The 26,926-nt window shown below is 61.8% G+C and carries 28 protein-coding genes, 1 tRNA gene and 1 other RNA gene; 7 read left to right on the top strand and 23 right to left on the bottom strand.

The genetic code is table 11. From position 1 onward, the window contains the following. Window positions 1–15: 15 nt before the first annotated feature. The 16 genes from nuoI to ACZ5ZH_RS02255 form a co-directional block, all read right to left on the bottom strand. The gene (gene nuoI / locus ACZ5ZH_RS02330) at window positions 16–501 is read right to left on the bottom strand and encodes an NADH-quinone oxidoreductase subunit NuoI (protein ID WP_097091199.1); all 486 of its coding nucleotides are present in this window, start codon (window positions 499–501) and stop codon (window positions 16–18) included. Then, on the bottom strand, window positions 498–1,547 hold the full coding sequence (gene nuoH / locus ACZ5ZH_RS02325) for an NADH-quinone oxidoreductase subunit NuoH (protein WP_464772045.1): 1,050 nt from the start codon (window positions 1,545–1,547) through the stop codon (window positions 498–500). The genes nuoI and nuoH overlap by 4 nt, the downstream gene beginning before the upstream one ends. Then, on the bottom strand, window positions 1,544–3,550 hold the full coding sequence (nuoG, locus tag ACZ5ZH_RS02320) for an NADH-quinone oxidoreductase subunit NuoG (protein ID WP_464772044.1): 2,007 nt from the start codon (window positions 3,548–3,550) through the stop codon (window positions 1,544–1,546). The genes nuoH and nuoG overlap by 4 nt, the downstream gene beginning before the upstream one ends. Window positions 3,551–3,830: 280 nt before the next feature. After that, window positions 3,831–5,141, bottom strand: coding sequence for an NADH-quinone oxidoreductase subunit NuoF (gene nuoF, locus ACZ5ZH_RS02315; protein WP_464772043.1), 1,311 nt, complete (start codon window positions 5,139–5,141; stop codon window positions 3,831–3,833). Between the two features lie 109 nt (window positions 5,142–5,250). Further along, window positions 5,251–5,919: an NADH-quinone oxidoreductase subunit NuoE gene (nuoE, locus tag ACZ5ZH_RS02310; protein WP_449471553.1), complete on the bottom strand. Its 669-nt coding sequence runs from the start codon at window positions 5,917–5,919 to the stop codon at window positions 5,251–5,253. After that, window positions 5,919–7,154, bottom strand: coding sequence for an NADH-quinone oxidoreductase subunit D (locus ACZ5ZH_RS02305; RefSeq protein ID WP_449471551.1), 1,236 nt, complete (start codon window positions 7,152–7,154; stop codon window positions 5,919–5,921). The genes nuoE and ACZ5ZH_RS02305 overlap by 1 nt, the downstream gene beginning before the upstream one ends. Next, entirely contained in the window at window positions 7,154–8,065 is a 912-nt protein-coding gene (locus tag ACZ5ZH_RS02300) for an NADH-quinone oxidoreductase subunit C (protein WP_464772042.1), read from the bottom strand. The genes ACZ5ZH_RS02305 and ACZ5ZH_RS02300 overlap by 1 nt, the downstream gene beginning before the upstream one ends. Before the next feature lies 1 nt (window position 8,066). Next, window positions 8,067–8,621, bottom strand: a complete 555-nt coding sequence (locus ACZ5ZH_RS02295; protein ID WP_380800685.1) for a NuoB/complex I 20 kDa subunit family protein — start codon at window positions 8,619–8,621, stop codon at window positions 8,067–8,069. Continuing rightward, window positions 8,612–8,986 carry an NADH-quinone oxidoreductase subunit A gene (locus tag ACZ5ZH_RS02290; protein ID WP_097091191.1) on the bottom strand — a complete coding sequence of 125 codons (375 nt, stop codon included), beginning with the start codon at window positions 8,984–8,986 and terminating at the stop codon, window positions 8,612–8,614. Before ACZ5ZH_RS02290 ends, ACZ5ZH_RS02295 begins: the two co-directional genes overlap by 10 nt. 126 nt (window positions 8,987–9,112) lie before the next feature. Continuing rightward, complete coding sequence (locus ACZ5ZH_RS02285; protein ID WP_460987694.1) at window positions 9,113–9,928, bottom strand: inositol monophosphatase family protein; 816 nt, start codon at window positions 9,926–9,928, stop codon at window positions 9,113–9,115. A gap of 153 nt (window positions 9,929–10,081) precedes the next feature. Then, complete coding sequence (gene efp / locus ACZ5ZH_RS02280; protein ID WP_449471547.1) at window positions 10,082–10,645, bottom strand: elongation factor P; 564 nt, start codon at window positions 10,643–10,645, stop codon at window positions 10,082–10,084. 98 nt (window positions 10,646–10,743) lie between these two features. Further along, entirely contained in the window at window positions 10,744–11,328 is a 585-nt protein-coding gene (locus ACZ5ZH_RS02275) for a M23 family metallopeptidase (protein WP_464772041.1), read from the bottom strand. Further along, entirely contained in the window at window positions 11,325–12,422 is a 1,098-nt protein-coding gene (locus tag ACZ5ZH_RS02270) for a L,D-transpeptidase family protein (RefSeq protein WP_464772040.1), read from the bottom strand. Before ACZ5ZH_RS02270 ends, ACZ5ZH_RS02275 begins: the two co-directional genes overlap by 4 nt. A gap of 107 nt (window positions 12,423–12,529) precedes the next feature. Next, window positions 12,530–13,471, bottom strand: a complete 942-nt coding sequence (locus tag ACZ5ZH_RS02265) for an IS110 family RNA-guided transposase (RefSeq protein WP_464771013.1) — start codon at window positions 13,469–13,471, stop codon at window positions 12,530–12,532. Between the two features lie 292 nt (window positions 13,472–13,763). Continuing rightward, entirely contained in the window at window positions 13,764–14,456 is a 693-nt protein-coding gene (gene thiE, locus ACZ5ZH_RS02260) for a thiamine phosphate synthase (protein ID WP_464772039.1), read from the bottom strand. 262 nt (window positions 14,457–14,718) lie between these two features. Beyond that, on the bottom strand, window positions 14,719–14,949 hold the full coding sequence (locus ACZ5ZH_RS02255) for a hypothetical protein (protein ID WP_464772038.1): 231 nt from the start codon (window positions 14,947–14,949) through the stop codon (window positions 14,719–14,721). A gap of 548 nt (window positions 14,950–15,497) precedes the next feature. Between ACZ5ZH_RS02255 and ACZ5ZH_RS02250 the strand changes: the two genes are divergently transcribed. After that, complete coding sequence (locus ACZ5ZH_RS02250; protein ID WP_464772037.1) at window positions 15,498–15,737, top strand: hypothetical protein; 240 nt, start codon at window positions 15,498–15,500, stop codon at window positions 15,735–15,737. Window positions 15,738–16,159: 422 nt separating this feature from the next. Here ACZ5ZH_RS02250 and ACZ5ZH_RS02245 read toward each other — a convergent pair whose 3' ends face one another. The 4 genes from ACZ5ZH_RS02245 to tkt form a co-directional block, all read right to left on the bottom strand. Further along, window positions 16,160–17,056, bottom strand: a complete 897-nt coding sequence (locus tag ACZ5ZH_RS02245) for a fructose bisphosphate aldolase (protein WP_464772578.1) — start codon at window positions 17,054–17,056, stop codon at window positions 16,160–16,162. Between the two features lie 93 nt (window positions 17,057–17,149). Further along, window positions 17,150–18,382, bottom strand: coding sequence for a phosphoglycerate kinase (locus tag ACZ5ZH_RS02240; protein WP_464772036.1), 1,233 nt, complete (start codon window positions 18,380–18,382; stop codon window positions 17,150–17,152). A gap of 111 nt (window positions 18,383–18,493) precedes the next feature. Further along, window positions 18,494–19,504 (bottom strand): type I glyceraldehyde-3-phosphate dehydrogenase, encoded by a 1,011-nt coding sequence (gap, locus tag ACZ5ZH_RS02235; protein WP_449471538.1) that lies wholly within the window; start codon window positions 19,502–19,504, stop codon window positions 18,494–18,496. 29 nt (window positions 19,505–19,533) lie between these two features. Next, on the bottom strand, window positions 19,534–21,501 hold the full coding sequence (tkt, locus tag ACZ5ZH_RS02230; RefSeq protein WP_464772035.1) for a transketolase: 1,968 nt from the start codon (window positions 21,499–21,501) through the stop codon (window positions 19,534–19,536). A 174-nt stretch (window positions 21,502–21,675) separates the two neighbouring features. On the opposite strand from tkt, the gene ACZ5ZH_RS02225 reads away from it, so the two are divergent. From ACZ5ZH_RS02225 to ACZ5ZH_RS02205, 5 genes are all read left to right on the top strand, one after another. Further along, a complete protein-coding gene (locus tag ACZ5ZH_RS02225) occupies window positions 21,676–21,873 on the top strand; it encodes a hypothetical protein (protein ID WP_460987686.1) in 198 nt (65 codons plus the stop codon). Further along, the gene (locus ACZ5ZH_RS02220) at window positions 21,866–22,201 is read left to right on the top strand and encodes a cell division protein ZapA (protein ID WP_449471534.1); all 336 of its coding nucleotides are present in this window, start codon (window positions 21,866–21,868) and stop codon (window positions 22,199–22,201) included. Before ACZ5ZH_RS02225 ends, ACZ5ZH_RS02220 begins: the two co-directional genes overlap by 8 nt. A gap of 11 nt (window positions 22,202–22,212) precedes the next feature. Next, window positions 22,213–22,369: non-coding RNA, 6S RNA (gene ssrS, locus ACZ5ZH_RS02215), on the top strand. A gap of 86 nt (window positions 22,370–22,455) precedes the next feature. Further along, window positions 22,456–23,034: a 5-formyltetrahydrofolate cyclo-ligase gene (locus ACZ5ZH_RS02210; RefSeq protein ID WP_464772034.1), complete on the top strand. Its 579-nt coding sequence runs from the start codon at window positions 22,456–22,458 to the stop codon at window positions 23,032–23,034. Between the two features lie 47 nt (window positions 23,035–23,081). Beyond that, window positions 23,082–23,270 (top strand): DUF2842 domain-containing protein, encoded by a 189-nt coding sequence (locus tag ACZ5ZH_RS02205; protein ID WP_464772577.1) that lies wholly within the window; start codon window positions 23,082–23,084, stop codon window positions 23,268–23,270. A gap of 197 nt (window positions 23,271–23,467) precedes the next feature. Here ACZ5ZH_RS02205 and ACZ5ZH_RS02200 read toward each other — a convergent pair. Together ACZ5ZH_RS02200 and ACZ5ZH_RS02195 are read right to left on the bottom strand one after the other, a co-directional pair. Further along, a tRNA-Asp gene (locus ACZ5ZH_RS02200) sits at window positions 23,468–23,544 on the bottom strand. Window positions 23,545–23,585: 41 nt separating this feature from the next. Further along, window positions 23,586–24,740 carry an AI-2E family transporter gene (locus ACZ5ZH_RS02195; protein ID WP_460987683.1) on the bottom strand — a complete coding sequence of 385 codons (1,155 nt, stop codon included), beginning with the start codon at window positions 24,738–24,740 and terminating at the stop codon, window positions 23,586–23,588. 159 nt (window positions 24,741–24,899) lie between these two features. Here ACZ5ZH_RS02195 and ACZ5ZH_RS02190 point away from each other — a divergent pair, with 159 nt between their 5' ends. Beyond that, window positions 24,900–25,367: a hypothetical protein gene (locus ACZ5ZH_RS02190; RefSeq protein WP_449474600.1), complete on the top strand. Its 468-nt coding sequence runs from the start codon at window positions 24,900–24,902 to the stop codon at window positions 25,365–25,367. Between the two features lie 123 nt (window positions 25,368–25,490). Here the strand turns inward: ACZ5ZH_RS02190 and ACZ5ZH_RS02185 are convergent, their stop codons facing one another. Continuing rightward, window positions 25,491–26,924: a dihydrolipoamide acetyltransferase family protein gene (locus ACZ5ZH_RS02185; RefSeq protein WP_464772033.1), complete on the bottom strand. Its 1,434-nt coding sequence runs from the start codon at window positions 26,922–26,924 to the stop codon at window positions 25,491–25,493. Window positions 26,925–26,926: the final 2 nt, after the last annotated feature.

Here is a 26,926-nt window from a genome sequence, read left to right as displayed (position 1 = left end):
CGATCGGGTCGCGGCTTAACGATAGGGTGCATCGGCGGCAAGGTTCGCGGCGAGTGCGCGTTCCCATTTGTCGCCATTTTCAAGAAGCTTCGCCTTGTCGTAGATGAGCTCCTCGCGAGTTTCCGTTGAAAACTCGAAGTTCGGACCTTCTACGATTGCATCTACCGGGCAGGCTTCCTGACAGAAGCCGCAATAGATGCACTTCGTCATGTCAATGTCGTAGCGCGTCGTGCGACGGCTGCCATCGTCACGCGGCTGCGCCTCGATCGTGATCGCCTGCGCCGGACACACGGCCTCGCACAGCTTGCACGCGATGCAGCGCTCTTCGCCATTAGGATAACGGCGCAGCGCATGCTCCCCCCGGAACCGCGGCGAAATCGGGTTCTTCTCATAGGGGTAGTTGATCGTCGCCTTGGGCTTGAAGAAATATTTCAAGGTCAGGGCGTGCGCCTTCACAAACTCCCAGAGCGTGAAGGATTTGACATAATAGCCGAGGCTCATTGAGCGCCTCCGTAGCGCGTAAACATCAGGAAGCCCGATACCAGGAACACAAAGAAGAGCGACGTTGGCAGGAACACTTTCCAGCCCAACCGCATCAGCTGATCATAGCGATAACGGGGCACCGTCGCCTTCACCCAGGAGAAGACGAAGAAGAAGAACAGGATCTTGGCGAACAGCCAGATGATCCCGGGCACATAGTAAAGCGGCGCCCAATCGATCGGCGGCAGATACCCGCCCCAGAACAGGATTGCGTTCAGCGCGCACATCAACAGCACGTTGGCATATTCGCCAAGCCAATAGAGCGCGAACGACATGGACGAATATTCGGTCTGATAACCGGCGACCAGCTCGCTTTCCGCTTCGGTCAGGTCGAACGGGGCACGGCCCGTTTCCGCCATCGCCGATATCAGGAACATGATCGCCATCGGGAACAGCAGCGGATTGAACGCATGACCGTTGATGAAGCCATAATAGCCGCGCTGGCTTTCCACGATGGTCGTAAGGTTAAAGCTGCCCGCCCACAGCACGACGCAAACCAGGATGAAGCCGATCGATACTTCATAGCTGATCATCTGCGCGCTCGCGCGGATCGCGGAGTAGAAGGGATATTTGGAGTTTGACGCCCAGCCCGCGAGCACGATGCCATAGACGCCCAGCGAACTGATCGCGAGAATATAGAGCAGACCGACATTGATGTTGGCCAGCACCACGCCCGCCTGGAACGGGATCACCGCCCAGGCAATCAAGGCCACCGTGAAAGTAATGATCGGCGCGATCAGGAACAGCGCACGGTTGGCGGCCGAAGGAATGATGGTTTCCTGCAGGAATACCTTCGCCCCGTCCGCAAAGGACTGGAGCAAGCCGAAAGGACCTACAACGTTCGGCCCCCGGCGCAGCGCCATCGCCGCCCAGATCTTGCGGTCGGCATAGATGATCATCGCCACCGCCAGCATCAGCGGCAGGGCAATCACCAAAATGCCGATGACCGTGGACAGCAGCCACGCGCCGTTAAAGGGAAGCCCCCAATTTTGGAAGAAAGCGGTCACTCTGCGGCCTCCGCGAAGCTCTCACCGTGGATCAGCTCGGCCGAGCATTGCTGCATCGTCGGACTAGCGCGGCAGATAGCGTTGGTCAGATAGAAATCCTTGATCGGCGAACCGAACTCACCGCTGGCCCCGGTCGGCAGCGACGGTACAGACCAACCATAATCGGCGAGGCCTTCGACGCTCAGCGCCGGAACCGCCTTGGCCATCTCCGCCCGCAGCGCATCGAAGCTGTCGAATGGCAGCGTAGCACCCAGCACCTCGGACAGCGCGCGCAGGATCGACCAGTCCTCGCGGGCATCGCCCGGTGCGAACACGGCCTTTTCGCCGCGCTGCACCCGACCTTCCAGATTGACGTAGGTGCCCGCCTTCTCGGCATAGCTCGCGCCCGGCAGGATCACGTCCGCCGCATGCGCACCCTTGTCGCCATGGTGGCCGACATAGACCTTGAAGCTGTCGTCAAAGGCCGAATAATCGACCTCGTCCGCACCCAGCGAGAAGAGCAGCTTCGGCTTGGCCGCAGCCACAGCCTTGATCCCGCCCTGCGTCGCATAGCCGAGCATCAGCCCGCCCATCCGCGCCGCCGCGAAGTGCAGGATATTATAGCCGTTCCAACCGTCCTTGATCAGACCCAGCATCTCGACCAGCGCCAGCGTGTCGCCATGCGCGCCGTCCTTCGCCAGCACGCCGCCGCCCACGATCATCGCCGGGCGCGCCGCCTTGCCGAACGCTTGCGTTACCGCTTCAGGCAGCTTTGCCAGCAACGACGCGTCATTGCCCAGCCACTCGACCTTATAGGTAAGATCCACCTGCGGGCCGAGCGCAAACACCTTCGCCCCCCTCTTGATCGCCTTGCGAATGCGGGTGTTCACCAGCGGCGCTTCCCAGCGCAGGTTAGTGCCGACCAGCAGGATCACGTCCGCTGTTTCGATACCGTTTAGCGTCGTGTTGAAGTTCACCGCCGACAGGCTCGACACATCATAAGCGAGCCCCGACTGACGCCCTTCGAGCATCGAACCGCCCAGCTTCTCGACCAGTACCTTGCCCGCGAACATGGTTTCGCAATCGAGCAGGTCTCCGGCCAGCGCCGCAACCGAGCCGCCATGCTGAACCGCCGCGATCGCAGCGAAAGCCTCATTCCAGGTCGCCGGAACCAGCTTGCCATCCTTGCGGACGAAGGGCTTGTCGAGCCGCTTGCGCACCAGACCATCGACATTGTGCCGGGTCTTGTCGCTCGCCCACTCCTCGTTAACGTCATCGTTGATACGCGGTACGGCGCGCAGCACCTGACGGCCCCGGCTATCGAGGCGGATGTTGGTGCCGACCGCATCCATCACGTCGATCGCTGGGGTCTTGCGCAGCTCCCATGGCCGCGCCTCGAACGCATAGGGCTTCGACGTCAGCGCGCCCACCGGGCAGAGATCGACCACATTGCCCGACAGCTCGCTCTTGGCGGCATGCTCGAGATAGGTGGTGATCTGCATATTCTCGCCGCGATAAATGGCGCCGATTTCCGGCACCCCGGCGACTTCCTCGGCAAAGCGCACGCAGCGGGTGCACTGGATGCAGCGGGTCATGACCGTCTTGACGATCGGACCCATATATTTCTCGGTGACCGCGCGCTTGTTTTCATCAAAGCGGCTGCCGCCACGGCCATAGGCGACCGACTGATCCTGAAGGTCGCACTCGCCTCCCTGGTCGCAGATCGGGCAATCGAGCGGATGGTTGATGAGGAGGAACTCCATAACCCCTTCCCGCGCCTTCTTCACCATTTCGGTCTGGGTGAAGATTTCCTGATTTTCGGCAGCGGGTAGCGCGCAGCTGGCCTGCGGCTTGGGCGGCCCGGGCTTCACCTCGACCAGGCACATGCGGCAATTGCCCGCGATGCTAAGGCGCTCATGATAGCAGAAGCGCGGAATTTCCTTCCCCGCCATCTCGCAAGCCTGAAGAACAGTCGCCCCAGCGGGGACGTCCAGTTCTACGCCGTCAACTTTGACTTTAGGCATCAGTTGGATTGCCTCTTCGTTACCGCAGCAGGCTTCGCATCAGTCAGGATTTTGCGAAACCTAAATATATCGACTGCCGCTTGGGATTGCCCGCAAGCGGTGCCCCCCTTAGCCAATGCCTGCATAAACGCCCACTGATCCGCTGTGGTGATGATAACCTCTGCTTCGTTCGGCGCTTTCTCCCAAAGACATTTGGCTAACACCTTCTCATCCTGTTCAGGGGGAGGAGAGGAGGCACCAACTGCAAGGGCTGCAAACGGCAAAATTATGAAGGCATACCTCACTCCGCTGCCTCCATCACGGGCGCGCCGCGCTCATTGATCCGCCGCTCGATCTCGGGACGGAAGTGCCGGATCAGGCCCTGGATCGGCCAAGCCGCCGCGTCGCCGAGCGCGCAGATGGTGTGGCCTTCGACCTGCTTGGTCACCTGCTGGAGCATGTCGATCTCGCCGATGTCCGCTTCGCCTGAACGCAGCCGTTCCATCACGCGCCACATCCAGCCGGTGCCTTCGCGGCAGGGCGTGCACTGACCGCAGCTCTCATGCTTGTAGAAGTAGGAGAGGCGCGAAATGGCGCGGACGATGTCGGTCGACTTGTCCATGACGATGACGGCGGCGGTGCCGAGGCCGGAGCCCACCGCCTTGAGGCCATCAAAGTCCATCGGCGCATCCATGATCTGTGCAGCCGGAACCAGCGGCACCGACGATCCGCCAGGAATCACAGCAAGCAGATTGTCCCAACCACCGCGAATGCCGCCGCAATGCCGGTCGATCAGCTCCTTGAAGCTGATGCCCATCGACTCTTCGACGACGCAGGGCTTGTTCACATGGCCGCTGATCTGGAACAGCTTGGTGCCCTTGTTCCCTTCGCGGCCGAAGCTGGAAAACCATTCGGACCCACGGCGCAGGATCGTCGGCGAAACCGCGATCGATTCCACATTGTTCACCGTCGTCGGGCAGCCATAAAGGCCTGCCCCCGCCGGGAAAGGCGGCTTCAGGCGCGGCTGCCCCTTCTTGCCTTCCAGGCTTTCGATCTGCGCGGTTTCCTCGCCACAGATATAGGCGCCCGCGCCCCGATGGACGAAGACGTCAAAATCATAACCAGAACCGCATGCGTTCTTACCGAGGAAGCCCTTTTCATAAGCCTGCTCAACGGCGGCGAAGAGAACCTTCGCCTCATAAATGAACTCGCCGCGAATATAGATGTAGGCGGCACGCGCCCGCATCGCGAAACCGGCGATCAGCGCGCCTTCGATCAGCTTGTGCGGATCGTGACGGATGATTTCGCGGTCCTTGCACGAACCCGGCTCGGACTCGTCCGCATTGATGACGAGGAAACTCGGACGGCCATCCTTGCTTTCCTTGGGCATGAAGCTCCACTTCATGCCGGTCGGGAAGCCCGCGCCGCCACGGCCGCGCAGGCCGGACGCCTTGATGCGCTCGATGATCTCGTCCTGGCCGATCTCCAGTAGCTTCTTGGTATTATCCCAGTCGCCACGCTTCATCGCCGCGTCGATGCTCCAATCTTGGAAGCCATAGACGTTGGTGAAGATGCGATCCTTGTCGGCAAGGGGTGCGATGACGTCGCTCATGCGCGGCCTCCAGCATTCGTCATGCCAGCGAAAGCTGGCATCTCAGGCGTGCGCGCGCTGAGGATGGAGACCCCAGCTTCCGCTGGGGTGACGGAACAGGGATAAGCCATTACGCCCACTTCCCCCGATAATCGTGATTTTCCGAAACCATTTCCTTGAGCGTCGTCGGCCCGCCTTCGGGGCAGCTCGTCTGACGCTCAATCTGCGGCCCGATCTTGGGCTGCTTGCCAGCGGCGAGATCGTCAAGGATCGCGCTCATGCTGTCATAGGTCAGGTCTTCGAAATTATCGTCGTTGATCTGCACCATCGGCGCGTTGGCGCAGGCCCCCAGACATTCGACTTCGGTCAGCGTGAACAGGCCATCCGGCGTCGTCCCACCCTTCACCAGACCCTTGTTCTTGCAGGCCGAAAACACATCGTCGGAGCCGCGCAACATACAGGGCGTCGTGCCGCAAACCTGTACATGATAACGGCCGACCGGAGCCAGATTGTACATGGTGTAGAAGGTCGCGACCTCGTAAACCCGCATATAGGGCATTTCGAGCTGGTCGGCGATATATTCCATCACCGGCACCGGCAGCCAGCCATTGGTCTGCGTCTCCGCACCGACCTGACGCTGGGCGAGATCGAGCAGCGGCATCACCGCCGACTGCTGACGGCCTGCGGGATAGCGCGCGATGACCTTTTTCGCCTGCTCGGCATTCTCAGCGGTCCAGGCAAACGCGCCCCAGCGCGCGCGCGTTTCCGCTTCGTCAGGGATATGAACTGCGTCAGCCATTAGCGGTCACATTCTCCGAACACGATGTCCATCGCGCCAAGAACGGCGGTGGTGTCGGCCAGCATGTGGCCCTTCATCATGAAATCCATCGCCTGCAGGTGTGAGAAAGCCGTCGGGCGGATCTTGCAGCGATAGGGCGAGTTCGTCCCGTCGCTCACCAGATAGACGCCAAACTCACCCTTGGGGCTCTCGGTCGCCACATAGACCTCGCCCGCCGGAACGTGGAAGCCCTCAGTGTACAGCTTGAAGTGGTGGATCAGCGCTTCCATCGAGCGCTTCATCTCGCCCCGGCGCGGCGGCGCCACCTTGCGATCAAACGATATCACAGGGCCTTCCGGCATCTCATTCAGGCACTGCTTCATGATGCGTGCCGACTGGCGCACTTCCTCGACACGGACCATGAAACGGTCATAGCAGTCGAAATTGGTGCCGACCGGAATATCGAAGTCCATCCGGTCATAAACGTCATAAGGCTGCGACTTGCGCAAATCCCAGGGGATGCCCGAACCGCGCAGCATCGGGCCGGAAAAGCCCCATTTCAGCGCGTCTTCCTTGCTCACCACGGCAATATCGACGTTGCGCTGCTTGAAGATGCGGTTGTCCGCGACCAGCGAAATCGCGTCCTCGAACAGGCGCGGCAGGCGCGTGTCCAGCCAATCGGCAATGTCGGTGAGCAGCTTCAGCGGCACATCCTGATGGACGCCGCCCGGCCGGAAATAGGCCGCATGCATACGCGCGCCCGAAGCCCGCTCATAGAAATTCATGCAATCTTCGCGCAGTTCGAACAGCCACAGGTTCGGCGTCATCGCGCCGACGTCCATGACGTGCGAACCCAGGTTCAGCATGTGGTTCTTGATCCGCGTCAGTTCCGCGAAGAACACACGCAGATATTGCGCGCGCAGCGGTACTTCCAGGTTCAGCAGCTTCTCGATCGCCAGCACATAGCTGTGCTCCATCCCCATCGGCGAGCAATAGTCCAGCCGGTCGAAATAGGGCAGAGCCTGAAGATAGGTCTTATATTCGATCAGCTTCTCGGTGCCGCGATGGAGCAGCCCGACATGCGGATCGCAGCGCTCCACGATTTCGCCGTCCAGTTCCATGACCAGGCGAAGCACGCCGTGCGCTGCCGGATGCTGGGGACCGAAGTTGATCGTGTAATTCTGGATCTCGGTATCGCCCAGCGTCGGATCGTCCGCACTGGTCTTATGGTCGAGTTCTTCGAGATAGGTGGACATCAGGCGTCACCCCCCTCATCCTTGGCGGGAGTTTTCGGCTTGCGCGGGCGCTTCGGCTTGGCGGTGTCCGCTTCCCCGGTTTCGGCCTTCGCGGCACGGGACCGGCGCACCGGCGTCGTCTGCGCGTCGTTGGCAAGCGACTTCTCATCGGTCGCCTTGGCGGCTTCCTTGTTCGCAGCTTCGCCCGCGCCGGTATGCTCCTTCTTTTCCGTCACCTTGGGCGTCTCGCCAGCAGGCGCCCCTTTGGGCGCTGCGGCGGGTGGCGGCGGAGCGGTGGCGGGCGTGGGCGCACCCGGAGCCTGCGGCGCCTTCTCATCGCCCGGCAGCACATATTGCGCGCCTTCCCATGGGCTCATGAAATCGAACTGGCGGAAATCCTGGGCCAGCTGCACCGGCTTGTAGACGACGCGCTTGTCTTCCTCGGAATACCACATCTCGACATAGCCGGTCAGCGGGAAGTCCTTGCGCAGCGGATGCCCCTTGAAGCCGTAATCCGTCAGGATGCGGCGCAAGTCGGCATTACCCTCGAAGATCACGCCGTACATGTCGAACACCTCACGCTCCAGCCAGCCTGCAACAGGCCAGATGTGCGTGACGGTGGGAACCGGCTTATCCTCGTCGGTCGACACCTTGACGCGGATGCGATGGTTCTGCGTGACGGACAGCAGATGATAGCAGACTTCGAAGCGCTCGGCCCGCTCCGGATAATCGACGCCCGCAATCTCTATCAGCTGCTGATATTCGCCCTGTACGCGCAGCGCATCCAGCGCCTCGGCCAGCCGATCGCGCACGACGGTGAAGCTCAGCTCATCCGCGTGATCGACCGCTTCGATCAGCATCGGACCCAACAGCCCGGCAATCTTCTCCGCGAGCCCTTCCGGGTTCACGATCTTCGGTGCAGAATGACCCATATCAGCGCTCAATCGTCCCGATGCGGCGGATCTTCCGCTGCAACTGCATCACGCCATAAAGCAGCGCTTCGGCAGTCGGCGGACAGCCCGGCACATAGATGTCGACCGGCACGATCCGGTCACAGCCGCGCACGACCGAATAACTGTAGTGATAATAGCCACCGCCATTCGCGCAGCTGCCCATCGAAATCACATATTTCGGATTGGACATCTGGTCGTAAACCTTGCGCAACGCCGGAGCCATCTTGTTGCACAGCGTTCCCGCAACGATCATCACGTCCGACTGGCGCGGCGATGCGCGCGGCGCAGCGCCGAACCGCTCCATATCGTAACGCGGCATGTTGACGTGGATCATCTCCACCGCGCAACAGGCAAGGCCAAAGGTCATCCACCACAGCGAACCCGTGCGAGCCCATTGGAACAGCTCTTCGGTCGACGTGACGAGGAACCCCTTGTCACTGACCTCACTGTTCAGTGCGTTGAAGAAATTCTGGTCGGGCTGCGTCCCCGCGGGCAACATCGTGCCGGGCGCGGGACTGGTCAGTTCTACTCCCAATCTAGGGCTCCCTTCTTCCACGCATAAACGAGGCCCAGCACCAGCTCCGCTATGAAGATCATCATCGTCGCCCATCCGGCCCAGCCGATCTGATCCAGGCTGACTGCCCAGGGATAGAGGAAGGCGGCTTCCAGATCGAAGATGATGAAGAGGATCGCGACCAGGTAGAAGCGCACGTCGAACTGACTGCGCGGTTCTTCGAACGCTGGAAAACCGCACTCATATTCCGACAGCTTCGCCGGATCGGGCTGATGCGCGCCGGTCAGGCGGCCGACAAGCATCGGCAGGAACACGAATGCCCCGGAAAGCAGCAACGCGATCCCGAGAAAGATAAGGATCGGCAGATATTGGGCTAGATCGACCAACGGAATCCCCTGGGCGAAAATGACTATGGGCGCGCTTTAGGCCTGCCGCATAAGCGAAGCAAGGCCCCGAGGCATGAGAATGATTCGCAACAGTCTGCTTCTCTTACGCAGAAACAAATGCCTGCCTCAGCGCAGCGCGCCCGCTACAAGCTTGTGCAATTTGCTGTGGATGGCATCATTGCCCGCGATCACTTCGCGGCGCTCGATCGGCTGATCGCCGCCTCTGAAATCGGTGGCGAACCCGCCCGCCTCACGTACCAGCAGCAATCCGGCCGCGACGTCCCAGGGCTGAAGCCCGCTTTCCCAGAAGCCGTCATAACGACCGGACGCCACATGCGCCAAATCGAGCGAAGCCGCACCGAAGCGACGAATACCCGCGACGGAGGGCGCGACCGCGCCGAAGATGCGAGTCCACTGCGCCATGTCGCCATGGCCCATGAAGGGAATGCCGGTCGCGATCAGACAGTCGCCCAGGTCGCGGCGGGCCGATACCCGCAAACGCTGGTCATGCCGCCACGCGCCCCGGCTCTTTTCCGCCCAATAGCTTTCGTCGGTCGCCGGCTGGTAGATAAGGCCGGTCGTCACTTCCCGCTTGTTGCCGCCATAAAGCGGCTCTTCGACGGCGATGGAGATCGCAAAGTGCGGGATACCGTGGAGGAAGTTGCTGGTGCCGTCGAGCGGATCGATGATCCAGCGCGGCTTGTTGGGATCACCCTCGATCACCCCGCCTTCTTCCAGCAGAAAGCCCCAGTCCGGCCGTGCTTTTTGCAGCTCTTCGACCAAAGTGCGCTCGGCTTGCTGATCGGCCTTGGACACAAAGTCCGCCGGTCCCTTGCGCGACACCTGCAGATGTTCGACTTCGCCAAAGTCGCGGCGCAGCTTCGCGCCGGCCTTGCGCGCGGCGCGTTCCATGACGGTGAGAAGGCCGGAATGGGATACCATTTACTCAATCTCCCCCCTCCCGCTTGCGGGAGGGGCCGGGGGTGGGCACGATTGCGCAGCAATCGCATGCAACGCTTTGAATGAGGCGAGGGCTCGCTGACGCTCGCGCCCACCCCTAATCCCTCCCGCCTGCGGGAGGGAACAATTAGCAGTTCATTCCGCCCGCTTCACATACTCCCGCTCATACACATCAACGATGATGCGCGTGCCGGTGACGATGTGCGGCGGCACCATGACGCGCACGCCATTGTCCAGGATCGCGGGCTTGTAGCTCGCCGAAGCAGTCTGCCCCTTCACCACGGCGTCAGCCTCGACCACGGTCGCCTCGACCGTTTCGGGCAGCTGCACGGAAATCGGGCGCTCTTCATACATTTCCAGCATGACCATCATGCCATCCTGCAGGAAGGCCGAAGCCTCACCCACCAGATCCTGCGGTAAGTTGATCTGCTCATAGGTCTCGGTATCCATGAAGACGAGCATGTCGCCCTCGGCATAAAGATACTGGAAATCCTTGGTGTCGAGCCGGATGCGCTCAACCGTCTCCGCCGAGCGGAAACGGACGTTATTCTTGCGCCCGTCGATCAGGTTTTTGAGTTCCACCTGCATATAGGCGCCGCCCTTGCCGGGTTGCGTGTGCTGGATCTTGACGGCACGCCACAGGCTTCCGTCATATTCGATATTGTTGCCGGGACGAATCTCGACGCCACTGATCTTCATGGGAAGAGCCTGCCTATATGTCTGAAGGTGAAAAGAGCCGGCCTGTTTAAAAGGCTGGGCGCGCCTCTACATCGTGCCGCCGCGAAGGGCAAGTAGGCTCATCGGATGGGCCGCGCCAGCAAGGGGTAGGGATTGATCGCTCGCCCCCTGTACCATGGCTCGCCCGGCGCGATCTCGTTCACGGCAAAATGCAGATGCGGCGCTGCTGGATCAGCATTGCCGGTGCTCCCGACCGTGGCGATCTTCTGCCCCTGCTTTACCATCTGCCCCTCCGCCAGTCCGAGGGCATAGGCATCCAAATGCGCATAATAATAGATGCGGCGTCCGTCCTGCGACCGCTCATAGATGGTCAATCCGCCATCCGCGCTCGTGAACAGCTTCTCGATACGCCCATCCGCAGCCGCCAGCACGGCCCTGCCCCGCGCCGCCATGATATCGATCGCATCATGCGGCCGCGCACCACCTGCCCTCGCCTGCGTGAAAGTGTCGGTCAACGCGGTCGGCGGCACACCCTCAACCGGGATCAGCAGCGGCCCCGCCTCAGCCGCAGCCGGACGCTGAGGCGGCGAAACCGTCTTTTCCGGGTCCCCCGGAACGATCCGCACGCACATCTTCAGGAACAGGAGCAGCAGCAGGACGGCGACTATCACGCCCACCCATCCTCGCCGCCCCGGCCTCCTCATGCCTGGAATACCGCCTTCACCCCGCTCTTCACCATCTGCGCCAGCCGCGCCGCATCCCAGTTGGTCAGGCGAATGCAGCCATGACTCTCGGTGCGGCCTATGGTCTGCGGTTCAGGGGTGCCGTGGATGCCATAATGCTGCTTGGACAGATCAATCCAAACGACACCGACGGGTCCATTCGGCCCCGGCTTCAACACCGCCTTCTCGTCTTTCGCGTCGGCATCCCAGAACAGGTCGGGATTATAATGAAAATCGGGATTCCGGCTAATGCCCTTGATCTCCCAAGTGCCGAGCGGCAACGGATCATGTGCCGATCCCATGGTCGCCGGGAATTGCGCGATCAGCTTGTTGGCCTTGTCAAAAACGCGCAGCACGCCTTCGGACTTGTCGACCACGATATGATCGGCCTGCGGCTGATCCTTGGCGACCGCCAGGCTGGCTAGCGTATTGCCCCAGCCGCGCTCATCGCCCTCAATCTGCGCCACCGGCTGATTGCCCACGGCTGGCACTCGCACCGTAGCCCCCGGTCCAAGCTTTGTATTGGGCGCATTCAACGCCACCAGCACCTCGGGCTTGGTATGGAACCGCTCGGCCAACTTCTCGATCAAATTGCGATAACCGAGTGCAGGCAGCTTCGCCTGATCGGCATATTCCTTGGGGATCGCGGTGAACGGACCACGCGCAAAGCCCTCAGGGATCGTCACCAGCCATGTAGCGGTCGGCGGCTTGTCCCCCAGCAACGCCTTCGCAGTCGCCTCATCATATTTGCCGGTTTCCGGCAGGCCCTTCGCCTCTTGAAATCCCTTCAGCGCGGCGGTGAAGGACATGCCCTCCTTCCCGTCCAGCACGCCGGGAGAAAAGCCCGCCCGGTCAAGCGCCACCTGCGCCTGCAAGATCGAGTCCGCGCGAGCAGGCGCACCGCCCGGCTCGGGCACTATGGAGAAGGCATAAGGATCGCTGCCGGGCCTAACCGCCGCACCCTGCGCTACCTTTTTCTGATCTCCGGGAGCCATTATCCCGCTTTCATTGGCGTCGGTGACGGCAACCTTGCAAGCCGAGCAGAGCAGCGTGAGCGCGAGCAGATATGTCTTCAAGGCGATACTCTCCCGTTATTCGGGAAGAGGAACGCGCAAAGCTCAGGAAAGCTGCCTCCCGCCATTCACTAGCATCCGGCGAGACCTATTTAGAGTATCCGTGATGATCAAGCGCGTGATTGCTGCCAGAGGCGATCTGCTTTGAGCAGGGCATTGGCCGTGACGACGAGCTTTCGCATGACAGCAGTGATGGCGACCTTGGCTGGTTTGCCAGCGGCGACCATCTGCTGATATTTGGATTTGAGGTCGGGATTGAAGCGGGCGGCGATCAGCGCTGGCATGAAGAGGGCCTGCCGCACATTGGAGCGGCCGCCACGAATGAAGCTTTTCCCTTTCCATTGACCGGATTGGCGCGCGACAGGAGCAAGCCCAGCGAGCGACGCGGCTTCTTTGCCGTCAAGGGTGCCCAGTTCGGGCATGGTGACGATGAGTTGGTTGGCAGTCAGCGTTCCCAGGCCCGCGATACTGGTCAAGATTTGATGGCGGCGGGTTAATGCGGCATCGGCGGCGATGATGCTGGCGATCTGGGCGTCGAGCGCCTCGATATGTAGGTCAATTTGTTTGAGCCGCTGCTCGCACTGGCGCTTGAGCAATGTGATAGTGAGATTCTTCTTCCGGTTCTTGAGCGCGGTGCGATCGCGCACCAAGCCATCACGGGCATTGATGAGCTCAGCCAACTGAGCCTGCTGGGCGCTTCTTGCCGGTCGCACCGGAGGGCGCAGGGTAGCGGCCATGCGGGCAAGCAGCATGGCGTCAATGCGATCAGTCTTCGCCAGCGTACCGGTGGCCTGGGCAAAGCGCCGCGCGCGTTCGGGATTGAGCTTCACGCACGGCCAATCGGCCAGCGCCACCTCAAGCGCGCGGTGGTATGTTCCAGTGGCCTCGTACGCGATCCGTTCGACCTGCCATTGTCGCAGCCAGGCGATCAGGGTTTTGTGGCCTTTGGCCGTGTTGGCGAATTGGCGCTCTGCGCCGGCGGGATAGGCATGGCAATCGAGGCTCGCTTTGGAGATGTCGATGCCGATCGTCTGTGGTAGATTGTCGCTCATCTTTTCCGCTGTCCCATGCTTGTCATCCGGGCCTTGCAGCCCCGGTATCCGTTCGGGCCTGATGGAAAAGAAAGGGGCGATCCCACTCTAACCCGATCCCTCAACGATCGGCAGTTTCGCGATCCGTCCCCTTCCGCCCGTTCCGGGGTGGCCACCCCGGAACGGGCATCGCATCATGACCCAAACGGACGGCAAAGTCATAAGACAAGCACAATATGTTCGATCTGAATCACTACGTCCGTTCGGGCGAACGGCATCAGGAAGTGGCGCTGATCCATAAAGCCACGCTCCTCTAAGCCCCTCCCAGCACAGCCGAAAATGCCGCAACGCCCGCGCGCGGCCCGTCCGGATGCGCCCACACCGCGCTGCTCACCGCCAGAAAGTCCGCACCCGCCTCGACCAGCGGCGCGGCATTATCCGCCGTAATCCCCCCGATCGCCACGCAAGGCAGCTCGAACAGGGTCGTCCACCAGCCAAGGATCGACGGCTCCGGCCGGTGATGCGTTTCCTTGGTCGTCGTGGGATAGAAGGCCCCGAACGCGACATAGTCCGCCCCCGCCTCACCCGCTTCCATCGCAAGGTGACGGCTGTCATGGCAGGTCACGCCAATCTGGACCTTCGGCCCCAATATCTTGCGCGCCTCTCGCGGGTCGCCGTCCCCCTGCCCCAAATGCACGCCATCCGCGCCCAGCCGCTTGGCCAGCGCTACGCTGTCGTTGATAATAAAGGCGACCTCCCGCTCCGCGCACAGCTTCTGCAATGGCTCGGCCGCGCGGGCGATCGCGTCCTCGTCCACGCCCTTCAACCGCAACTGGAACGCCGCCACCTTACCGCCGTCCAAAGCCTCGGCCAGCTTTGCCACGAACCCCTCCTCGATCGCGGGCGGTGATATGAGGTAAAGCTGGCAGGGCGGGCGGAAGCCCTTGTCGAACTGGTCAGCAAAATGCGGATCGAGCGCCAGCTCTTCGTCAGTAAAATCGGTCATGCGCAGCCCTTAGCGCGTTTCGGCATCCAAGGAAAAGAATGGAACCACCTTCCGGCCCGGCGGCTTGTCTTCTCATGATCAGAATCGGCTGCTCGGGTGGGAGTATCGCCACTGGCCGGGTCTCCGCTATCCGGATGTCGGAAGACGCTAGTTTATTGATCCGCCGGGATGAGCAGACGGTCGAGCGCCGACCATTTTCGGTCATTGTCGCAACATAGCAGCATGCTTCATTGCAGACTTCGTCGATTCGACGAGTAGAATGTCAGAAAAATAGCAATTGCACTGCGCCACTGATCAGAAGCGCAACAGCACAAGCCCAAACAGCCATTATAATATTATAACTCACAGGCTGCTCAGCTTTTTTAATCCAAGTCCCTCGAGCGGGGGCCTCACCACGCTTGTAGCCGTAATAAGCTAAGCCGGAGAAGAAAATCGCGAACAAGAGCATTGTGAACGAGGCGATAACCCTCAACGCCAAATCATCGTTTATCATTGCTTCGTTCCCTCGCCTCCTACTCGGTCGGATTTTGCCACGCTCGCTGCCGACTTCCCATCCTGGAAAGCTCTCGTCCTACAATCCACCCCCGCCAGCCATTGGGAGCGCAGATACGCAAGCGACACGCTCCATTAGTGACATTCCGGTTTGAAGCGGGCAAGCTGCAGGACGGCACCCGACCAAAATCTGACATTCAAACCGGCATCGCAATTTCCAATTTGCGGATGTTGCTTCAATGACGGCGCAGCGGCATAATTTCGCCCATGGGCGAGTATTGAATGGGTTAAGAGACCCCCGAATATCTTCGAACGCATTATTGCTGGTGCGTTTGTCGCTGTGCTTCTCTTGGCGTCTGCAAGCTCTTATGCCGGATGGCACATTTTTTGGCGAACATGATGCTACGGTTGCCATAGGCGCCATCGTATTCGGAGTAATCTTGATAAGGCTTTTACCGCAAGCGAGGCGAAAGCCGCCAGTGATAACGACCAGAAGCGGACGATGTTGCTGACTTGCAGCCCTCTCGCAACAGCGGCATAGGTCTGTCCATGAAGCCGATGATATTGATGATCGCACTTGTTCCGGTTGGATTACTTCTGGCGATCCTATTCGGACGAAACGCTTTGATCGGGCTTCGAACAGGAGTGATCTACGCGCAGAGCCATCGGATCGAACGAAGGTTTCAGCCGATCAACTTCTGGGTCGCTTTCGTTTCCTCCATTGTGTTCGCAACCGGCAGCCTCGTGATGATCGGCGTCATCGGTTGGGCAATCGTCACCTTCGGATAGCGTCCGCTCTCCACCCATCCTAGACATTCCCCTCCCGCAGGCGGAAGGCGTTAGGGGTGGGGTAGCGAGCTTCTGCGTTAGCGCTGACCCAACGCCCGCCCTTAAAACGAGCCACGTACCTCGTTTGAGCACCTGCGGGAGGTGAGGACGACTGCTCCCACCTCATCCCACGACTTTCCACCAACCGGGCCGCTTATTTTCGCGTCCATGGCGGGCAGGGCAATGAGACCGCTATTCCAAGGTCATGTCCGGCCACCTCAAAAACTGACCTGCATCGCCTAACTGTATGGGTAAATGCCCAACCGCCTTACTCCGCTACAGCCCTTTCTGCCCCTGCCTTCTTATGGCTGTGAGACCCGGCCTTCGGCAGTGTCGCAAATGACGGCTGCTCGGCACATATCGCCAGCAGCCGTCATGTCACATCACGCCGCCTTCTTGGTCGAGGCGGTGTAGATTTCGTCGATCGCCTGACCCAGCGAAGCGTTGAACTCATCCTCGCTCATCTGGTGGCGCAGGTCGTTCAGCAGCGCGCGGCTGAAGCTGGCGATGATGCCGCGATTCTTCGCCAGTTCGACGCATGCCTCGGCGCGCGAGAAGCCGCCCGACAGCGCGACGACGCGCAGCACCTTGGGATGATCGACCAGCGCGTCGAACAGGCCAGCCTTTGCCGGGAGCGACAGCTTCAGCATCACCTTCTGGCCTTCCGGCAGCGCGTCCAAGCCCTTGAGCAGTTCCTCAAGCAGGATCTGGTCGGCGTCGGCGCGTTCGGGACTCTTGATGTTGATCTCGGGCTCCAGCATCGGCATCAGGCCGGCGGCGAGAACCTGCGCGCCTACCTCGAACTGCTGTTTGACGATCGCGGCAATGCCCTCGCGGTTGGCGAGATTGATAACCGAACGCTCCTTGGTCCCGAACACGCCGAGCGACTTGGCCCGCTTCAGCAGCGCGTCGAGTTCCGGCATCGGCTTCATCATCTGAACGCCGTTCGCCTCGTCTTCCAGGCCCTTGTCGATCTTAATGAAAGGCACGACGCCACGCTCGATCAGCGCCTGCGGCACGGACTTGCCGCCCGCCTGACCATCCATCGTACGCTCGAACAGGATAGCACCGATCACCTTTTCGCCGCTAAAGCAGGGCGAGGTGATGATGCGGCTGCGCATGTCGTGGATGAGGCCGAACATCTCCTCATCATTGCTCCATGCGCCTTCCTCGATGCCGTAGCCCTTGAGCGCCTTGGGCGTCGAACCGCCGCTTTGGTCCAGCGCGGCGATAAAGCCGTTACCGGCCGCGATCTTGTTCTTCATATCCTGATCCAGCATCTGCACATACTTTCTCTGTTGGGTTGCGCCGCACCTTGGCGGCTTCGGAAACAAGGGAAAAGGCTGCGACCATATCGACGCAGCCTTCAAAGTTCACACCATCAATGCGCTGACACCAGGCAAGTCCTTGCCTTCCATCCACTCGAGGAAAGCGCCGCCCGCCGTCGATACGAACGTAAAGTCGCCCGCCACGCCAGCATGGTTGAGCGCCGCAACGGTATCGCCGCCGCCCGCCACGGACGTCAGTTGACCTTCCTTGGTCAGTGCCGCCGCCGTCTTGGCCAGCGCCACCGTCGCCTTGTCGAACGGAGCGATCTCGAACGCGCCAAGTGGCCCATTCCACACCAAAGTCCGGCAGTTCTTGAGCGCGTCGCCCAACGCCTCGACAGCAGCAGGCCCAACGTCCAGGATCATCTCATCGGCGGCAACCTCATGCACATTGCATGTCCGCAGCGACGGCGGATTAGCCGCAAATTCCTTCGCCACCACCACATCATAGGGCAGGTGAATGGTGCAACCCGCAGCCTCGGCCTTGTCAAAGATCGCCTCGGCCGTCTCCGCCAGATCCTTCTCGCACAGCGACTTGCCGACATCGACGCCACGCGCGTGGAGGAAGGTGTTGGCCATGCCGCCGCCGATGATCAGATGATCGACCTTGGCGACGAGGTTGTTCAGCACATCGAGCTTGGTCGAAACCTTGGCCCCGCCGACGACCGCCGCGACCGGCTTCACCGGCTCGCCCAGCGCAGCCTGCAGCGCGTCCAGTTCCTTTTCCATGGAACGGCCCGCAAAGGCAGGCAGCTTGTGCGCAAGACCCTCAGTCGAGGCATGCGCCCGGTGCGCGGCGGAGAAAGCGTCGTTCACATAGAGATCGCCGATCGCGGCCATTGCATCGACCAGCGCCGGATCATTCTTTTCCTCGCCGGGATGAAAACGCGTATTTTCCAGGATCGAAATGTCACCCGGACGCATCACCGCGATGCCATCGACCGCCGCTTCGCCGCAGCAATCGGGAATGAACTGCACGTCACGCCCCAACACCTGCGTCAGCGGCCGGGTGATCTTCGACAGCGAATATTCCGGGTTCTTCTGCCCCTTGGGCCGTCCGAAATGCGCCAGGATCAGTACCTTGGCACCGCGATCCGCCAGCTCCAGGATCGTCGGCATCGCCGCCCGCAAGCGCGTGTCGTCGCTCACCGATCCGTCCTGCATCGGCACGTTCAAATCTTCGCGCACCAGCACGGTCTTGCCGCGGATGTCGCCCATATCGTCCAGCGTCTTGAAGGGCTTGGCCACCAATATGCTCCCAGCCACCCTACCCGTCATCCCAGCGAAAGCTGGGATCTCATGCCTCCAGGCAGGGACTTGATAAACAAGATCCCAGCGTTCGCCGGAATCACGAAAAAGGGCGGGTTTTTAAGGCCCGCCCCGCTTCTCTTACAGCAGCCCGGCGACCACGCCGGTCGTATCGATCATGCGGTTCGAAAAACCCCATTCATTGTCGTACCAGCTGAGCACGCGCACCAGATTACCGTCGATAACGGCGGTTTCCAGACTGTCGACCGTCGAGCTACGCGCATCGCCATTATAGTCGATCGACACCAGCGGCTCGTCCGAATAGCCCAGCACGCCCTTCAGCGGACCAGCTTCCGAAGCAGCCTTCAGCAGCTGGTTAACTTCGTCCTTGGTCGTACCGCGCTTGGCAATGAACTTGAGGTCTACGACCGAGACGTTCGGGGTCGGCACGCGTACCGACGAACCGTCCAGCTTGCCCTTGAGCTCCGGCAGAACTTCACCCACGGCGCGCGCGGCGCCGGTGGTGGTCGGGATCATCGACAGGGCGGCAGCGCGGGCGCGGCGCATGTCGCTGTGCAACTGATCCAGAGTGTTCTGGTCATTGGTGTAGCTGTGGATCGTCGTCATGAAGCCCTTTTCGATGCCGATGGCGTCGTGCAGGACCTTGGCGAGCGGCGCCAGGCAGTTGGTGGTGCAGCTGGCGTTCGAAATGACGATATCGTCAGCGCCCAGCGCGTCGTGGTTCACGCCGAACACGATGGTCTTGTCGACGCCGGTCGCGGGGGCGGAAATGATGACACGCTTGGCGCCAGCGGTCAGATGAGCGCTCGCCTTTTCCTTGGACGCGAAGATGCCGGTGCATTCGAGGGCGATTTCGACACCCTGCGCCGCGTGCGGCAGCTTGGCGGGATCGCGCTCGGCGGTCACCGCGATGCGCTTGCCGTTGATGATCAGCGCATCGCCATCGACGCTGACGTCGCCAGCCCAGTTGCCATGAACGCTGTCCCGCTTGAACAGCAGGGCGTTTGCCTTGGCATCGCCCAGATCGTTGATGCTGACCAGTTCCAGATCATGGTCGGTGCGCGACAATATGGCGCGCGCCACCAGCCGACCGATACGTCCGAAACCGTTAATTGCGACCTTCGTTGCCACTGCACTAGCCTCCTGATTGGTAGTTGTTCTCAATGATCGAGAGCGGCCGCAACCTGCGGCGCGATCTTGGCGGCCGTCAGGCCGAAATGGTCGTAAAGCGCTTCTGCCGGAGCCGAAGCGCCGAATGTGTCGATGCCGAAGCGTAAGCCGGCGATGCCGACATAGCGTTCCCATCCGAATGTCGTCCCTGCCTCAATCGAGCAGCGCAGCACATGGTGCGGAAGGAGATCATCCTTATACGCCTGCGGCTGCGCGTCGAAATGCGCCCAGCTCGGCATGGAAACCACGTCCGCGCCGATGCCTTGGCTCTCCAGCAGCTCGGCGGTGGCGACGGCAATCTCTACCTCGGAACCAGTGGCAATCAGCACGACCTTACGGTCGGCCTTCGCCGCGCGCAGGCGATAGGCGCCCTTGGCGCAGAGATTCTCGCTCTTCTCGGTGCGCAGCTGGGGCAGGTTCTGACGGGTCAGCGCCAGCACTGACGGACCATCCACGTCCTTCAGCGCCAGTTCCCAGCATTCCGCCGTCTCGACGATGTCAGCCGGGCGATACACGTCCAGGTTCGGGATCATGCGCAGCGACATGACATGTTCGATCGGCTGGTGGGTCGGACCATCCTCGCCAAGGCCAATCGAGTCATGCGTCAGCACGTGAATCACGCGCTGCTCCTGAAGCGCGGCAAGACGAATACCGCCACGCATATAGTCCGAGAACACAAGGAAGGTGCCGCCATAAGGGATGACGCCGCCGTGCAGCGCCATGCCGTTCATCGCGCAGGCCATGCCGAATTCGCGAATGCCATAATAGACATAGCGGCCGGAATAGTCGTCCTTCGTCAGCGGCCCCGTCGATTTGGTCTTGGTATTGTTCGACCCGGTCAAATCCGCCGAACCACCCAGCGTCTCGGGCAGCAGATCATTGATCGCGCCCAGCGCCAGCTCGCTTGCCCGGCGGGTCGCGACCTTCTGCGGATTGGCGATCAACGTGTCGATGTAGCTGTTGAGCGAGAAGTCGGCGGGCAGCTCGCCAGCCATCCGGCGCTCAAATTCCGCCTTCTGGCCATTGTCAGCCAGACGGCCTTCCCAGGCGGCCCGCACGTCCGAGCCCTGCGAACCAATGCGGCGCCACTCGGCGGCAATATCGTCAGGGATGATGAAGGGCTCGGCCGTCCAGCCCAGAAACTCGCGAGCCGCCGCAACTTCCTCAACGCCCAGCGCCGAACCATGCACGCCCGACGTGCCTGCCTTGTTAGGCGCGCCATAGCCGATCTTGGTGGCGCAGGCGACCAGCGACGGACGCGGATCGGCCAGCGCCTCGTCGATCGCGCGCCGCACATCGGCAACGTCATGACCGTCGCACGACACGACATGCCATCCTGTCGCGACATAGCGCGCCCGCACATCTTCGCTGCTCGACAGGTCGACCGAACCGTCGATAGTGATCTTGTTATCGTCCCACAGGACGATCAGCTGGCCAAGGTTGAGGTGCCCGGCAAGGCCGATGGCTTCATGGTTGATGCCTTCCATCAGGCAACCGTCGCCTGCGATCACCCAGGTGCGGTGATCGACCAGGTCGTCGCCGAACTGGGCATTCAGGTGCCGTTCGGCAATCGCCATACCGACGGCGGTAGCGAGACCCGAACCCAACGGCCCGGTGGTCGCTTCCACGCCCGCCAGCTCAAAATTTTCTGGATGACCCGCGCAAGGGCTGTGCAGCTGACGGAAATTGCGGATGTCCTCAATCGTCGGGCGCGCATAGCCGGTGAGGTGCAGCAGCGAGTAGATCAGCATCGATCCATGGCCCGCCGACAGCACGAAACGGTCGCGGTCGGCCCATTTGGGCTGGGTCGGATCGAACTTGATATAGTCCTTGAACAATACCGTCGCGACGTCCGCCATGCCCATCGGCATGCCCGGATGGCCGCTGTTCGCCGCCTGCACTGCGTCCATGGAAAGCGCCCGGATGGCGCTGGCGAGCGACTTTTCGGATACGGTCATCTAGGCTGGCTTCTTTCCTGCTTGACTAAGCGGCCCCCTGCTGAGCCGACGAATCGAAATCCGGTCCCCTTTGTCGCGTTGCACCCAAAGCGTCAACCGTGGCAGGACCGTGGAGAGCGCCAAGCCGTCCAATCACGGCTTTTGCAAGGCGAAAACTTTGTTTATGCGTGGGTCATGGCAAGCGATCGCATGATGCAGGCTATCGGCGCACTGGAGCGCGCGGTAAGTCGGTTGGAACAGGATGTGCAGGGTCTCGCGGTCGCGGGTCCGGCCTCTTCCGCCTCCTCCGGCATGGACCCCGTCGCCGCGCGCGCGGCGCTCCGGTCGCTCGATGAACTGATCGCCGATCTTAAAGGGGACTCGCGTGGCTGAAACGAACCTTCAGATCGCCGGGCGTCATTATGCAATCCGATGCCGCGATGGTGAGGAAGCCCATCTTGCCCATCTCGCCAGCCTGATCGAACGCAAGGCACGCCTTGCGCAGCAGAACACGCCGGGCCTTACTGAGGTACGCACCCTGCTGTTCGCCGCCCTCTTCCTGGCTGACGAACTTAACGACCTGAAGCGGGAAGCGATCGGCCGTCAGCAGAGCCTGGCCCTCGATGACGACGATGACGCGGCTGCCCGCGCGATCGAGGCGCTCGCTGCCCGGATAGAAAAGCTGAGCGACAGGCTTGCCGCACCGCCGCCGGACGCCTAGATAAGGGACGACGGGTACTGCCTCGTACGAGCTTTAGCGAACATCCCTGAGGCGATAATCACATCCAAGGGGGCTGTCCCTGGGCGGGTCCAGGCCCGATCTACATGGTCCCCACCTGACGTTGAGGCGTCAGAGGATATTCCAGCAAACGGCCAAGGCGGTCCCGTCACCCTCCTCGTTCTCTCCTCCGTTCGTTTCGAGCGCAGTCGAGAAACCGGTTTCCAGCCCCCTCCTCCAGGTCTAAACGCGGCCCCATGAGCGAAGACCTCGACAAGACCGCCCTGCGCACCCTCGCCCGGACACACCGCCGCGCGTTCGTCCAATCGCTCGATCCGCTGGCGCACAGGCTAGCCTTCAAGGCACTCCCCTCGCCGCTCGCCCGCAGGCTGGATAATGCGCAGACGGTCGCGCTCTACATGGGCCTGGACGATGAAGCGCCCGCCCAGCGCCTCGCCCCGCAACTCGCAAGTCTGGGCAAGACCCTCGCCCTCCCCCGCGTCATCGACCGGCTCGGCAGCATGGAATTCCTCGCCTGGACGCCGGAGGATCAGCTTCACCCCGGCCTCTACGGCACGCACCATCCCGAACCCAGCGGCCCGCCCGTCGCGCCGGACGTCATCATCGCCCCGCTGCTCGGCTTCGACCGTGCGATGAACCGGCTGGGCCAGGGCGGCGGCTATTATGACCGCGCCTTCGCCCGCTACCCCGATGCGCTGCGGATCGGCCTCGCCTGGTCGGTGCAGGAACAAGACGCCCTGCCCGCCGACCCGTGGGACCTGCCGCTCCACATCATCCTCACCGAAGTTGAATTGATCGAAGGACCCGACGCGTGAACCGCCAGCCTGCACCCTACGAACCCAGCTGGCGCAAGCCCGTCGGCATGCTCGCCATCGTCGGGCTCATCACGCTTTGGGCAGTCCTCGTCGGCAGCCTGTCGGGGCTCATCGGCAGCCTGCCGATGATCGTGCAGGTGCCGGTTTATGTCTTCCTCGGCATCGTCTGGATCTGGGTTCTGCCGCTGAAGCGCCTGCTCGCCTGGATGGAAACGGGCCGCTGGCGGCGCGGCTGACGCGCCATATTTTCGGCGCGGCCAAGGCATCCAACTCCGTCGTTAGTAGCGCCCACTTCGTCATCCCAGCGCAGGCTGGGATTTCGTGGGACGAGACCGCACGTAAAGACCTGAGATGCCAGCTTCCGCTGGCATGACAACCGTCATAATTTTCAGGAATTTTCGGCCCTTAAGGACCATCCACTCTTCAAAAAGAGTGGCGCGAGTGACGGGGCTCGAACCCGCGACCTCCGGCGTGACAGGCCGGCGCTCTAACCAACTGAGCTACACCCGCGTTCGGTGTGGGCGGGCATCTATGCGGGACCGCCGGACCTGTCAACCGGCTCTTTCGCCACTTTCTTCTTTCTCGTCATTTTCTTCGCGCAGCGCCACCGTCAGCGTCCCCCGCTCGAACAGGAAACCCGCGATATCCGGGGTCCCAGCAGCCGCCACCACGGTCTGGATGATGATCAGCAACGGCACGCCCAGCAGCGCGCCCGGCGTCCCCCACACCCATCCCCAGAAAGTCAGCGACACAAGAATCAGTAGCGGGTTCATCGTCAACCGCCGCCCCAGCACCATCGGCGTGATCACATTCGCCTCCACCAGATGAAAGCCGATCTGCGTCACCGCAGGCGCCAGCGCCCGCCACACGTCGTCAAACACCATGAGGCCACCTAGCGCCAGCAATGCCGCAGCCAGCATCGGCCCGAAATAGGGCACGAAATTCAGCAGCGCGACGATCCCGCCCCACATCAGCGGCGAAGGCATGCCGATCAGCCACAGCGCAAACGCAACCGCCAGCCCCAGGCACAGGTTGATCGTCGCGATCGTCAGCACATAGGCGGATGTCGCATCGACCACATTCTGGATCACCCGCGCCACCGCCATCGCGCCGTCGAAGCTGCCCCGGCTGTTGATCGTCCGCCGCCGCAGCCGCGTCCAACCGGCGAGGAAAAAATAGATGATGAGCAGCGCGAACACCATCTGGATGATCGCCGAAGGCGCGGAGGTCGCGGCGAATTGCAACAGTGATCGCGGCGCATCCACCGCCGCCGTCTGCGCCGCAGCAACTGGCCCCGTCGCCAGCATCTGCACCGTCTCGTCCACGAAATGCTGCAACTGGGAATAAAAGTCGATCAGCGGCGCCAGATTGTCCTGAATCTTGGGCAAGCGCTGCGGCAGCAGTCTGAACCAGTCGGTCGCCGGGACCACGATCAGCACCAGTGCCGTATTCGCCACCACCAAAAACGCGATCACTGCCGCCAGCGCCGCCACGGCCGAAGGCACCCGACGCCGCTCCATCCACTCCAGGAACGGCACCAGCGCAATGGCGATCACGATCGCTGCCGTCAGTGGCAGGAAAAACTCCGCCCCCTCGCGCAGGGCGAACGGCAAGGCAAGGAGCAGCCCAACGCCCGTCGTCAGCGCGATGGACGCCAGCAGCCGATCCCGCCGCCGGTTGATTTCCAGCTGTTCATGAGGTGTCACTGAACGATCGATCCTGCCCGCATGTCGACAATGTGTACCGGCCCGCCACAGCCCGTCAATTTCATTCATCGGCCCTGACATGACTAAGGCCCATTAACCAAATTTTCGCTCCCCTGTCCTAAGCAATAGCGAAACGGGGATCGGGGCTTTGAACGGATGATGCGTAAACTGGCGCTGCTGGGCATGGCTGGATGGGCGATGCTGCCCGCCACATCACTGGCCCGTACGGACCTGCGCATGGAAACCCAGATGTTTGTGGAGCGCGTCCATACCGACATCAACGGCCGCGCCCGCCGCACCCTCGCCAGCGCCACGCGCGCGGCGCCGGGCGACCAGCTGCTCTTCGTCGTCAACTGTCGAAACGAAGGGCGCGGACCAGTTCAGGGCATAGCCCTCACCAACGCCGTTCCCCGTGGCACCCTCCTCACGGCGCCCGATCCATCGATGCAAGTATCGGTGGACGGCGGCCAACGCTGGGGCCGCCTAGACGAGCTTTGGCTACCGACTCCACTAGGCGGCGTTCGCAGGGCCGTTCCCGCCGATATCACCCATATTCGCTGGACCAGCCCCACACGCCTGTCGCCGGGCGAGACCGCGCGTCTGAGTTATAGGGCCACGATGCGGTAACCAAGTTGATCATCGAACGAAAATGACCGTCATCCCAGCGAAAGCTGGGATCTCAGGCCAAGTCGCGCGTCGCTCCTGAGATGCCAGCCTTCGCTGGCATGACGGGAGTTGAACATGATCTGCTTACTCCGCAAACAATAACACCGGCGTCTCCAGCAACCGCTTCACCGCCTGCACGAAATTCGCCGCATCCCATCCATCCACCACTCGATGGTCGCAACTGATCGACAGGTTCATCAGCTTCGCCGCCACAACCTCCCGCCCACGAAACACCGGCCGCTCGATCACCCGATTTGGGCCAATAATCGCCACCTCCGGCCGATTGATCACCGGCGTCGTCGCTACCCCGCCCAGCGCACCCAACGACGTCAGCGTCAGAGTCGATCCGGAAAGCTCCTCTGCCTTCGCCTTGCCGGACCGCGCGGCCTCTGCCAGCCGCCCGATCTCGCTCGCCAATTGCCAGATATTCCGATCCTGCGCGTCCCGGATCACCGGCACCATCAATCCCGCGTCCGTCTGCGTCGCGATCCCCATATGCACCGCGCCAAAACGGGTCACGACACCCGCTTCGTCATCATAGCGGGCGTTCAGCATCGGAAAGTCCGGCAGCGCCCGGCAAATCGCCACGATCAACAGCGGCAACATCGTCAGCTTCGGCCGATCCCCGCGCTCGCCATTCAACTGCGCGCGCATCCGCTCCAGCTCGGTGACGTCGATTTCCTCGACATAGGAAAAGTGCGGAATATGCCGCTTCGACGCGGCCATATTCTCGGCAATCCGGCGGCGCAGGCCGATGACCTTCACCACCTCATCCTCCCGTCGCGCGCGCTGCCCCGCAGGCCGATAGCCCTGCCCAGCGCCGTAAAGGAGGAAAGCGTCGAGGTCCGAATGGCGGATATGATCGCCGGTGGGCTTCACTTGGGCGAGGTCTATCCCGAGTTCCTTGGCGCGAGCACGGACGGCCGGTGAGGCGAGCACCTTCTCCCCTTCAGGGGTCACTCCGCCCTGCTCCCTCTCCCCTTCAGGGAAGAGGGCTGGGGAGAGGGGGCTGCCCTGCGAACTGGGCATATCCCTCTGATCCCCCACCCCAACCCCTCCCCTGAAGGGGAGGGGCTTTTCAGCTTTTTCTCCCGCGGACGTTTCGCCTAGCTCCCCCTCTCCCAACCCTCTCCCCTGAAGGGGAGAGGGCTTTTCAGCCTTATCCTGCGAAGAGGATCCTTCCCCCGCAGCTTCAACCCGCTCAACCGACGAAACAATCCCATTCACCGACGAACCAGCCACCTCGCGCCTTCCCGGTGTCTCGGCTTCAATCTCCCCCTCAACCTCAATCTCCACCAACATCGCCCCGATCGCGACCTGCTCACCCGCCTCCCCGGCCAGCCGCGTCACCACCCCCGCAACCGGGCTCTCCATCTCGACCGTAGCCTTGTCAGTCATCATGTCGGCAATTGGCTGGTCTTCCTCCACCCGGTCGCCGACCTTCACATGCCAGCCGACAATCTCCGCCTCGGAAATGCCTTCGCCAATGTCGGGCAGCCTGAACGTGAACAGGGGCATCG

It is taken from the genome of Sphingobium sp. TomMM7A, from assembly GCF_055397305.1.
The sequence above is the reverse complement of the archived record's forward strand: the minus strand, read 5'-3'. Positions and strand labels throughout refer to the sequence as shown.

Coding starts and splice junctions, on each gene's coding strand:
- nuoI (WP_097091199.1), bottom strand. CDS start 501: ATGAGCCTCGGCTATTATGTCAAATCCTTCACGCTCTGGGAGTTTGTG.
- nuoG (WP_464772044.1), bottom strand. CDS start 3,550: ATGCCTAAAGTCAAAGTTGACGGCGTAGAACTGGACGTCCCCGCTGGG.
- nuoF (WP_464772043.1), bottom strand. CDS start 5,141: ATGAGCGACGTCATCGCACCCCTTGCCGACAAGGATCGCATCTTCACC.
- nuoE (WP_449471553.1), bottom strand. CDS start 5,919: ATGGCTGACGCAGTTCATATCCCTGACGAAGCGGAAACGCGCGCGCGC.
- ACZ5ZH_RS02305 (WP_449471551.1), bottom strand. CDS start 7,154: ATGTCCACCTATCTCGAAGAACTCGACCATAAGACCAGTGCGGACGAT.
- ACZ5ZH_RS02300 (WP_464772042.1), bottom strand. CDS start 8,065: ATGGGTCATTCTGCACCGAAGATCGTGAACCCGGAAGGGCTCGCGGAG.
- ACZ5ZH_RS02285 (WP_460987694.1), bottom strand. CDS start 9,928: ATGGTATCCCATTCCGGCCTTCTCACCGTCATGGAACGCGCCGCGCGC.
- efp (WP_449471547.1), bottom strand. CDS start 10,645: ATGAAGATCAGTGGCGTCGAGATTCGTCCCGGCAACAATATCGAATAT.
- ACZ5ZH_RS02275 (WP_464772041.1), bottom strand. CDS start 11,328: ATGAGGAGGCCGGGGCGGCGAGGATGGGTGGGCGTGATAGTCGCCGTC.
- ACZ5ZH_RS02265 (WP_464771013.1), bottom strand. CDS start 13,471: ATGAGCGACAATCTACCACAGACGATCGGCATCGACATCTCCAAAGCG.
- thiE (WP_464772039.1), bottom strand. CDS start 14,456: ATGACCGATTTTACTGACGAAGAGCTGGCGCTCGATCCGCATTTTGCT.
- ACZ5ZH_RS02255 (WP_464772038.1), bottom strand. CDS start 14,949: ATGATAAACGATGATTTGGCGTTGAGGGTTATCGCCTCGTTCACAATG.
- ACZ5ZH_RS02250 (WP_464772037.1), top strand. CDS start 15,498: ATGAAGCCGATGATATTGATGATCGCACTTGTTCCGGTTGGATTACTT.
- ACZ5ZH_RS02245 (WP_464772578.1), bottom strand. CDS start 17,056: ATGCTGGATCAGGATATGAAGAACAAGATCGCGGCCGGTAACGGCTTT.
- ACZ5ZH_RS02240 (WP_464772036.1), bottom strand. CDS start 18,382: ATGACGGGTAGGGTGGCTGGGAGCATATTGGTGGCCAAGCCCTTCAAG.
- tkt (WP_464772035.1), bottom strand. CDS start 21,501: ATGACCGTATCCGAAAAGTCGCTCGCCAGCGCCATCCGGGCGCTTTCC.
- ACZ5ZH_RS02225 (WP_460987686.1), top strand. CDS start 21,676: ATGGCAAGCGATCGCATGATGCAGGCTATCGGCGCACTGGAGCGCGCG.
- ACZ5ZH_RS02210 (WP_464772034.1), top strand. CDS start 22,456: ATGAGCGAAGACCTCGACAAGACCGCCCTGCGCACCCTCGCCCGGACA.
- ACZ5ZH_RS02205 (WP_464772577.1), top strand. CDS start 23,082: ATGCTCGCCATCGTCGGGCTCATCACGCTTTGGGCAGTCCTCGTCGGC.
- ACZ5ZH_RS02190 (WP_449474600.1), top strand. CDS start 24,900: ATGCGTAAACTGGCGCTGCTGGGCATGGCTGGATGGGCGATGCTGCCC.
- ACZ5ZH_RS02185 (WP_464772033.1), bottom strand. CDS start 26,924: ATGCCCCTGTTCACGTTCAGGCTGCCCGACATTGGCGAAGGCATTTCC.